General features: G+C 71.4%; 9 protein-coding genes. 3 read left to right on the top strand and 6 right to left on the bottom strand.

The window, feature by feature from the left end:
- The coding region (locus V7050_RS11690) for a pentapeptide repeat-containing protein (RefSeq protein ID WP_324398090.1) at window positions 1-1,245 on the bottom strand (1,245 nt) is incomplete at its 3' end.
- Between the two features lie 152 nt (window positions 1,246-1,397).
- Here V7050_RS11690 and V7050_RS11685 point away from each other — a divergent pair.
- A complete protein-coding gene (locus tag V7050_RS11685) occupies window positions 1,398-1,961 on the top strand; it encodes an NADPH-dependent FMN reductase (RefSeq protein ID WP_324368311.1) in 564 nt (187 codons plus the stop codon).
- Here V7050_RS11685 and V7050_RS11680 read toward each other — a convergent pair.
- Together V7050_RS11680 and V7050_RS11675 are read right to left on the bottom strand one after the other, a co-directional pair.
- A complete protein-coding gene (locus tag V7050_RS11680) occupies window positions 1,942-2,604 on the bottom strand; it encodes a uracil-DNA glycosylase (RefSeq protein WP_324368309.1) in 663 nt (220 codons plus the stop codon). The genes V7050_RS11685 and V7050_RS11680 overlap by 20 nt on opposite strands.
- A complete protein-coding gene (locus V7050_RS11675; RefSeq protein WP_324368307.1) occupies window positions 2,601-3,176 on the bottom strand; it encodes a LabA-like NYN domain-containing protein in 576 nt (191 codons plus the stop codon). The genes V7050_RS11680 and V7050_RS11675 overlap by 4 nt, the downstream gene beginning before the upstream one ends.
- A gap of 152 nt (window positions 3,177-3,328) precedes the next feature.
- On the opposite strand from V7050_RS11675, the gene folK reads away from it, so the two are divergent.
- Both folK and V7050_RS11665 read left to right on the top strand, forming a co-directional pair.
- Window positions 3,329-3,880 carry a 2-amino-4-hydroxy-6-hydroxymethyldihydropteridine diphosphokinase gene (folK, locus tag V7050_RS11670; protein WP_324368305.1) on the top strand — a complete coding sequence of 184 codons (552 nt, stop codon included), beginning with the start codon at window positions 3,329-3,331 and terminating at the stop codon, window positions 3,878-3,880.
- 127 nt (window positions 3,881-4,007) lie between these two features.
- Window positions 4,008-5,012 (top strand): DUF808 domain-containing protein, encoded by a 1,005-nt coding sequence (locus V7050_RS11665; RefSeq protein WP_324368303.1) that lies wholly within the window; start codon window positions 4,008-4,010, stop codon window positions 5,010-5,012.
- A gap of 99 nt (window positions 5,013-5,111) precedes the next feature.
- On the opposite strand, the gene V7050_RS11660 is transcribed toward V7050_RS11665, so the two are convergent.
- The 3 genes from V7050_RS11660 to atpD all read right to left on the bottom strand — a co-directional run.
- On the bottom strand, window positions 5,112-6,194 hold the full coding sequence (locus V7050_RS11660; RefSeq protein WP_324368301.1) for an Acg family FMN-binding oxidoreductase: 1,083 nt from the start codon (window positions 6,192-6,194) through the stop codon (window positions 5,112-5,114).
- 13 nt (window positions 6,195-6,207) lie between these two features.
- The gene (locus V7050_RS11655; protein WP_324368299.1) at window positions 6,208-6,606 is read right to left on the bottom strand and encodes a F0F1 ATP synthase subunit epsilon; all 399 of its coding nucleotides are present in this window, start codon (window positions 6,604-6,606) and stop codon (window positions 6,208-6,210) included.
- A gap of 13 nt (window positions 6,607-6,619) precedes the next feature.
- Window positions 6,620-7,623, bottom strand: a 1,004-nt coding sequence (atpD, locus tag V7050_RS11650; RefSeq protein WP_324410565.1) for a F0F1 ATP synthase subunit beta, incomplete at its 5' end; no start/stop codon positions are given.

Below are 7,623 nucleotides of genomic sequence, written 5' to 3'. Positions count from 1 at the left end.
GTTCGCCCCCTCCAGCCGCGCCCCGCTGAGGTATGCCCCCTCCAGCCGCGCCCCGGCGAGCCTTGCACCGACCAGGGTGACATTTTCCCCAACGATATTACGCAGGTCCCGGCCGCGCAGGTCGAGCTGCGGGAGGTCGGCGATGGCGCTGGCGCGTTCGGTGCGCCAGTCTTCAGCGAAGTCGGTGTCGAGGTCGGCGAAGATCCGGTCGCAGGCGGCGATCTCGTGCACGAGGCACCATTCGCGGCGGTCGTGGGCGGCTTGCCGCGGGAGCGGGTCGGCTCCCGGACCACGCGGCTGGCCGCAGACCGCCATGTCCAGACCCTCGCGCTTGCACCAGGTCTCGCGGAAGGCGGTGCGGGCGGTCTCCCAGTCGCGCCAGCCGGCGGGCAGGTCGACCAGCTCGACGTTGCTGACGTTGGCGCGCGCCAGCGGGGGTTGGTCGGCGGTGGGCCAGGCGGTGCGGACGAGGCTGACATAGGCGAGGAGGAGGCCGAGCGCCCAGAGGCCGGCGTGGCGGCGGAGGGAGTCGCGGAGCGCGGCCGCGAGAATACGGACGCGAGCGGGGTGCCGCCGTCGCAGCAGCTCGCGGAGTGCGGTCCAGAGCGGGGGGTGCTCGGAAGGCGGAGGCCGGTTGCCGGAGAGCCAGGCGTGGGCGGTTTGCCAGCCGGTTATGCCGGCGGCGAGCGCGATCAGGAAGCAGGCGGCGAGGAAGAGCGTGAGGAACGGGCGGTGGGCCGGCATCGACCACAACCAGAAGAAGTAGAGGGCCAGCGGGGTGGCGGCCCAGACGAGGAGGAAGCTCGCGAGATTGCCCAAGCCGCGCAGGGGGCGGGCGGGGAGGAAGGGGCCGCCGCGGACCGACAGCGCCCAGTCGTTGACCAGCCAGGGGACGAGGGCGTCGCCGACGGGCTGTCCGTCGGCGGTCGTCGGCTCGGTAAGGTCGGCGATGGCGTCCCAGAGCTTCAGGAGGATGATGTGAAGGTAGACATAGAGCGCGGTGGCGAGGATGGGGGCGAAGAGGAAGAAGCTGGCGGTGGGGATGGAGACGTCGACCAGCGGCAGCTGGGTCTGGCGGGAGGGGACGAAGAAATCGGCGTCCTCGACGCCGAGCAGGGTCACGCCGACGAAGGCGAGGTAGCCGAGAAGCGCGATCCAGGAGGTCCGGGCCATGGCGGAGACCTGGTTGATCCGCTCGATCTGGGCCTCGGTGCGCTTGGCCTTTTCCTCGGGGTCGGCGGGCATGGCGGCTCCGGTGGCGGGCAACCCCGGGACGCTAGCACGGGAAGCGGGGGAAATCACCGGCGGGGGGCGGTGGCTTCGGTCGTCCGGCGATTGCCGGTGATCGCCGGCCGGGCTAGATCCGGTGGCGGACCATCCGGAGGAACGCCTGCCCCATGCCCCTGGAGCTTCACGTCATCGCCGCCAGCACCCGGCCCGGCAGGGTCGGGATCCATGTCGCCAGGTGGTTCCTGCCGCTGGCGCAGGCGCATCCGGCCTTCGAGGCGAAGCTCGTCGACCTCGCCGAAGTCGGGCTGCCGCTCTACGACGAGCCGGTTCCGCCGGTGCGGCGCGAGTATGCGCATGAGCACACGCGGCGCTGGAGCGCCAGCGTCGCCGCGGCGGATGCCTTCGTCTTCGTGGTGCCGGAATACAACCACGGGCCGACACCGGCGCTGATCAATGCGCTCGACTACGTCTATCACGAGTGGGGGTTCAAGCCCGCGGCCTTCGTCAGCTACGGCGGGCTGTCGGGCGGCCTGCGCGGGGTGGAGGCGACGAAGGTCATCCTCACCAACCTGAACGTGATGCCCATCGCCAAGGGCGTCTCGATCCAGTGGATCCGGAAGCATGTCCAGGACGGCGCCTTCCTGCCGGAGCCGTCGCATGTGGAATCGGTGCAGCCGATGCTCGATGCGCTGGCGCGCTGGGCCGCGGCGCTCAGGCCGATGCGCGGCTGACGGCCTCGCGCGCGTCGAGGTGGCGGCGCAGATCGGCGAAGACGGCTTCGAACATCGCGGCCGTCAGCCGCCCGGTATTGGTGTTGTAGCGCGAGCAATGGTAGCTGTCGAAGATCGCCAGAGCGCCGATGTCGTGCCGCGCCCCATGGGCGAAGGGATGCGCGGCGAGCCGTTCTCCCAGCGCGCGCAGCAGCGTCTCATGGGCGATCCGCCCGAGGCAGAGCACCGCGCAGAGGTGCGGGAGGCCTGCGAGCCGCGCCGCGAGGAAGCGCCGGCAGGTGGCGGTCTCGGCCGGCAGCGGCCGGTTCTGCGGCGGCACGCAGCGCACCGCATTCGTCACCATGCAGTCGCGGAGCGCCAGCCCGTCGCCGGGATCGGCGCCGTAGCTGCCGCTGGCGAAGCCGAAGGCCTTCAGCGTCGCATAGAGCAGGTCGCCGGCATAATCGCCGGTGAAGGGGCGCCCCGTCCGGTTGGCCCCCTTCACGCCGGGCGCGAGGCCGAGCACCAGCAGGCGCGCTGCGGGGTCGCCGAAGGAAGGCACGGCGCCGTTGAACCATTCGGGATGCGCGGCGGCGTTCTCGCGCCGGTATTCGGCGAGCCGGGGACAGAGCGTGCAATCGCGCGGCGGTTCCGCCGGCGTCATTGGTCCTCGTCGGCCGCGGCCTGCGCGGCGGCGGCGGCTTCGCCCCGCGGCGGCCGGCCGATCACTTCGCGCAATTCGTCGAGCTCGATGAAATTGTCCGACTGGCGGCGCAATTCGTCGGCGATCATCGGCGGCGAGGTGCGGATGGTCGAGACGACCGAGACCCGCACGCCCTGGCGCTGGAGCGATTCCACCAGCGGCCGGAAATCGCCGTCGCCCGAGAAGAGCACGATGTGATCGACATGCGGCGCGATCTCCATGGCGTTGACCGCCAGCTCGATGTCCATGTTGCCCTTGATCTTGCGCCGGCCGGTGGAATCGGTGAATTCCTTGGCGGGCTTCGTCACCATGGCGAAGCCGTTGTAGTTCAGCCAGTCGACCAGCGGGCGGATCGGCGAATATTCGTCGGTCTCGAGCAGCGCGGTGTAGTAGAAGGCGCGCAAGAGCTTGCCGCGGCGCATGAATTCGGTGCGCAGCAGCTTGTAGTCGATGTCGAAACCCAGGGCCCTGGCGGCCGCGTACAGATTGGCGCCATCGATGAACAGAGCGAGCCGCTCATCACGATAGAACATGCCCCAGAATCCTCCTTCGTGTGCCAAGGCGTTGAAACGATCGGCAGGCTCTGTTTCCCTGCCGGGATGCCATATATGCGTTCGTATATGCGCCCGTCTCGGGCAGCGAAAGTCGAATCGCTGGTTTTCCTTCGCATGGGCGGGGCTATGGCATGATCCTGATCGCGCTCGGCGCCAATCTGCCCTCCGCGGCCGGGCCGCCGCGCGCCACGCTCGAGGCGGCGCTCGCGGCGCTCGCGGCGCGGGGGATCGCGGTTCTGGCACGATCCCCCTGGTATCGCACGCCGGCCTATCCGCCGGGGTCCGGGCCGGAATTCGTCAATGGCGCGGCCATGCTCGCGGGGCCCTCCGCGCCGGAGGCGGTGCTGGCGGACCTGCTCGCGGTCGAGAAGGCGCTGGGCCGTTCCCGGGGCCTGCGGTGGGGGGCGCGGGTCTGCGACCTCGACCTGCTGGCCTTCGGAGACAGGGTCCTGCCCGATGCGGAGACGATGCGCGCATGGATGGCGCTGGGCGACCGGGCCGGCGACATGGCCGCGCCGGAGCGGCTGATCCTGCCGCATCCGCGGATGCAGGAGCGGGCCTTCGTGCTGACGCCCCTGGCAGACATCGCGCCGCGCTGGCGGCATCCGGTGCTGGGCAGGACCGTGGCGGAGATGCTGGAGGCGCTGCCGGCCGAGGCGTCGGCCGGCATCGCGCGGCTTTGAGGGGCAGCGCACGCGATGCGCATCCAGCGCAGGGTCACATGAGCGTTTGCGGTGGCATCGGCGGCGGTGCTAGCCTCTGGAGCGCAGCGGAGAGGGACACGGCGATGGCCGGGCGGGGCTTTCGGAAATGAGCACCGGGCTGATCGCGCTCCTCGACGACGTGGCGGCAATCGCCAAGGTCGCGGCGGCCTCGCTCGACGATGTGGCCGGGCAGGCGATCAAGGCGGGAACCAAGTCGGCGGGGGTGGTGATCGACGATGCCGCGGTGACGCCGCGCTATGTGGTCGGCTTCGCCGCGGAGCGCGAGATCCCGATCGTCGCGCGCATCGCCCGGGGGTCGCTGCGCAACAAACTGGTGTTCCTGCTGCCGGCGGCGCTGGCGCTCGGGCTCTTCGCGCCCTGGGCGATCACGCCGCTCCTGACGCTGGGCGGGCTCTTTCTCTGCTACGAGGGCGCGGAGAAGCTCATGGAGGCGATCTTTCCCCATGCGGCGCACGAGCACGAGGCCGAGATCGGCCGGGCGGCGGTCGATGCCAGGGCGCTCGAGGACGCCAAGGTCTCCGGGGCGATCAAGACCGACTTCATCCTCTCGGCGGAGATCATGGCGATCGCGCTGGCGAGCGTGCCCGATGCGGGATTCGCGACGCAGGCGATCGTGCTCGCCTCGGTGGGTATCTTCATCACCTTCGGCGTCTATGGCGCAGTGGCGCTGATCGTGAAGGCCGACGATTTCGGCGTGGCGCTGGCGGCGAAGGACTGGTCGGGGCCGGCGGGGCGGCTGGTCCGGGGCTTCGGCCGCGGCCTCGTGCGCTTCATGCCCGGGTTCCTCAAGGTGCTGGCCACCATCGGCACCGCGGCGATGCTCTGGGTCGGCGGCGGCATCGTCGTGCACGGGCTGGAGACCTTCGGCCTGGCCGGCATCGCCCATGCGCTGCACGATCTGGCGGAAGCGGTGGGCCATGCGGCGCCGGTCATGCCCGGCGCCGCGGCCTGGCTGACCGGTGCGCTCGGCTCGGCGGTCGTCGGCGTGGTGATCGGGGCGGCGACGATCCCGATCGTCGGTCGGATCGTCGCGCCGGCCTGGAAGGCGGCGCGGGCGCTGCTGGGACGAAAGGCGCCGGAGGGGCCGTGAGCTGCCCTCGTCCTGCTGCCGGAGGGACTGGCCCCCGATCGCGAAACCCGATCGGGATCGTCCCGGCCCGCCGGCGAGGAGCTGCATCCGGAACAGGGGCTATGCGAGGACGGCCTCGACCGGGCGGCGCGGCGAGAAGGGGAGCGGCGCGGCGCGGCCGATGCGCAGGACGAGGTTGGGCCTTCTTTCGCCGAGGCCGAGCAGGCTTCGCAATTCGGCGCGGGAGGGGATGTCCTCCACCGCCTGGTTGACGAAGGCGAGCTTCAGGCCCTCGGCGGTGGCGAGAAGCGAGAGACGCTGGCAGGCGAGCCCGGCGCGCATCCAGCCGGGCGGGTCGTCGGAGGGGCCGACGAGAACGACGAGCCCGGAGGAGGAGCGGATCTGGCGCACGTAGCGTGCGTTCTCGGCCTCGGCCGTCAGCACGCGGTCGATGACCAGCCGGCCGGCCCAGTCGGGCAGCGCCGGGTTCCCGGAGGCGGCGGCGAAGAGGCCGTCGCCGCGGCGGGCGGCCTCGGCGGGGCTGAAGCGGATCCAGTCCTTGAGCTCGCGCACGAAGGCGGGATCGGCGAGCTGCGCCGTGTTGCCGGCGATGACCAGATCGAGAATGGCGTCGCGCCCGGCGGGGTCGGAGATGAAGATCGCCTCGGTGCCGTGCCCGGCCGCGGCGGCGATCAGGCGGTCGACGAGCGCGGGCTCGATCGTGGAGCCGTCGTAGTCGGCGCGGGTGCTCTGGCGATGCGGGATCGCCGCGAAGAGCGGTCCGGCCGCGGGGGCGGCGGGCGCAAGGTCGATCTCGATGCCCTCGGCGCCGATCGCGGGCGTGCCGGCCCGGCCGGCGGCGCGGGCGGCGAGCGAGAGGTTCTCGGCGGCGCAGCCGAGGCTGGCGAAGAGGTGGTGGTCGTCGGGATCGACCACCGGGGTGCGCCGGCCGAAGTCGGGGGTCACGGCGATGTCGGACCCGGTGGCCGAGAAGCGCCAGGGCTGGGTGTTGTGGCCGTTGGCGGCGAGGGTGGCGTAGCGCACGAGATCGGCAAGGCCGGGCTCGGCCGGGAGGGCGGCCCGGGACGCGGCGATGGCGCTCTCATAGGCTGACGCGCCCTGGCGCCAGCGCAAGGCTCCCAGGGCGGCGCCGGCGGCGAGGACGGCTGCGCCGCCGGCGAGCAGGGAGCGGCGGGATGCCATCCCCGCCGTGGCGCTAGAGCGAGAGCTGGGACTTCAGCGCGAGCACGTCGCGCAGGCGCTGGCCGGCGGACATGCGCATCTCCTCCGGCGCCTCGGCGAGGTGGCGTTCGGCTTCCGCCAGAAGGTCGGCCGCCATGTCGGCGGCGAATTCGCCGCGGGGCACCGCCCGCTCGGCGAGCACGGTGGCTGCCGTGGGCGAGACCTCGGCGAAGCCGCCCGTCACCACGAATTCGGCGGTCTCGCTGCCGGCGGTCACGCGCACGACGCCCGGCCGCAGGGTGGTCAGGAAGGGCGCGTGGTTCGGCATGGCGGTCAGATCCCCGCCCATGCCGGGGATCTGCACCTGGGTGGCGGCCAGCGAGGCGAGCTTGCGCTCGGGGCTGACCAGATCGAACTGCAGCGTGTCGGCCATTGCCCTGCCCCGCTCAGGCCGCCTCGGCGGCCATTTTCTCGGCCTTGCGGACCACCTCCTCGATGCCGCCGACCATGTAGAAGGCGGCCTCCGGCAGGTGGTCGAACTCGCCCTCGACCACGCGCTTGAAGCTGTCGATGGTGACCTCGAGCGGCACCTGCACGCCCGGCGAGCCGGTGAAGACCGCGGCCACGTCGAAGGGCTGGCTGAGGAAGCGCTGGATCTTGCGGGCGCGGGCAACGGTGAGCTTGTCGTCCTCGGAAAGCTCGTCCATGCCGAGGATGGCGATGATGTCCTGCAGGCTCTTGTAGCGCTGCAGGATGCCCTGCACGTCGCGGGCGACCTGGTAATGCTCCTCGCCGATCACCATCGGGTCGAGCAGGCGCGAGGTCGAATCGAGCGGGTCCACCGCCGGGTAGATGCCGAGCTCGGAGATGGCGCGGCTGAGCACCGTCGTCGCGTCGAGGTGGGCGAAGGAGGTCGCCGGCGCCGGGTCGGTCAGGTCGTCGGCGGGCACGTAGATCGCCTGGACGGAGGTGATCGAGCCGTTGCGCGTCGAGGTGATGCGCTCCTGCAGCGCGCCCATGTCAGTGGCGAGCGTCGGCTGGTAGCCCACCGCCGAGGGGATGCGGCCGAGCAGCGCCGAGACCTCGGAGCCGGCCTGGGTGAAGCGGAAGATGTTGTCCACGAAGAAGAGCACGTCCGTCCCCGACTGGTCGCGGAACTGCTCGGCGAGCGTCAGGCCGGAGAGCGCGACGCGGGCACGCGCCCCCGGCGGCTCGTTCATCTGGCCGAAGACCAGCGCCACCTTGGACTTGGTAAGATCCTCGATGTCGATGACGCCGGATTCGATGAATTCGTGGTAGAGGTCGTTGCCCTCGCGGGTGCGCTCGCCGACGCCGGCGAAGACCGAGAAGCCGGAATGCACCTTGGCGATGTTGTTGATCAGCTCCTGGATCAGCACCGTCTTGCCGACGCCGGCGCCGCCGAAGAGGCCGATCTTGCCGCCCTTGGCGT

Source organism: Amaricoccus sp. (assembly GCF_036846665.1).
Taxonomy (GTDB): domain Bacteria; phylum Pseudomonadota; class Alphaproteobacteria; order Rhodobacterales; family Rhodobacteraceae; genus Amaricoccus.
This window is presented reverse-complemented; position numbering and strand designations above follow the sequence as displayed.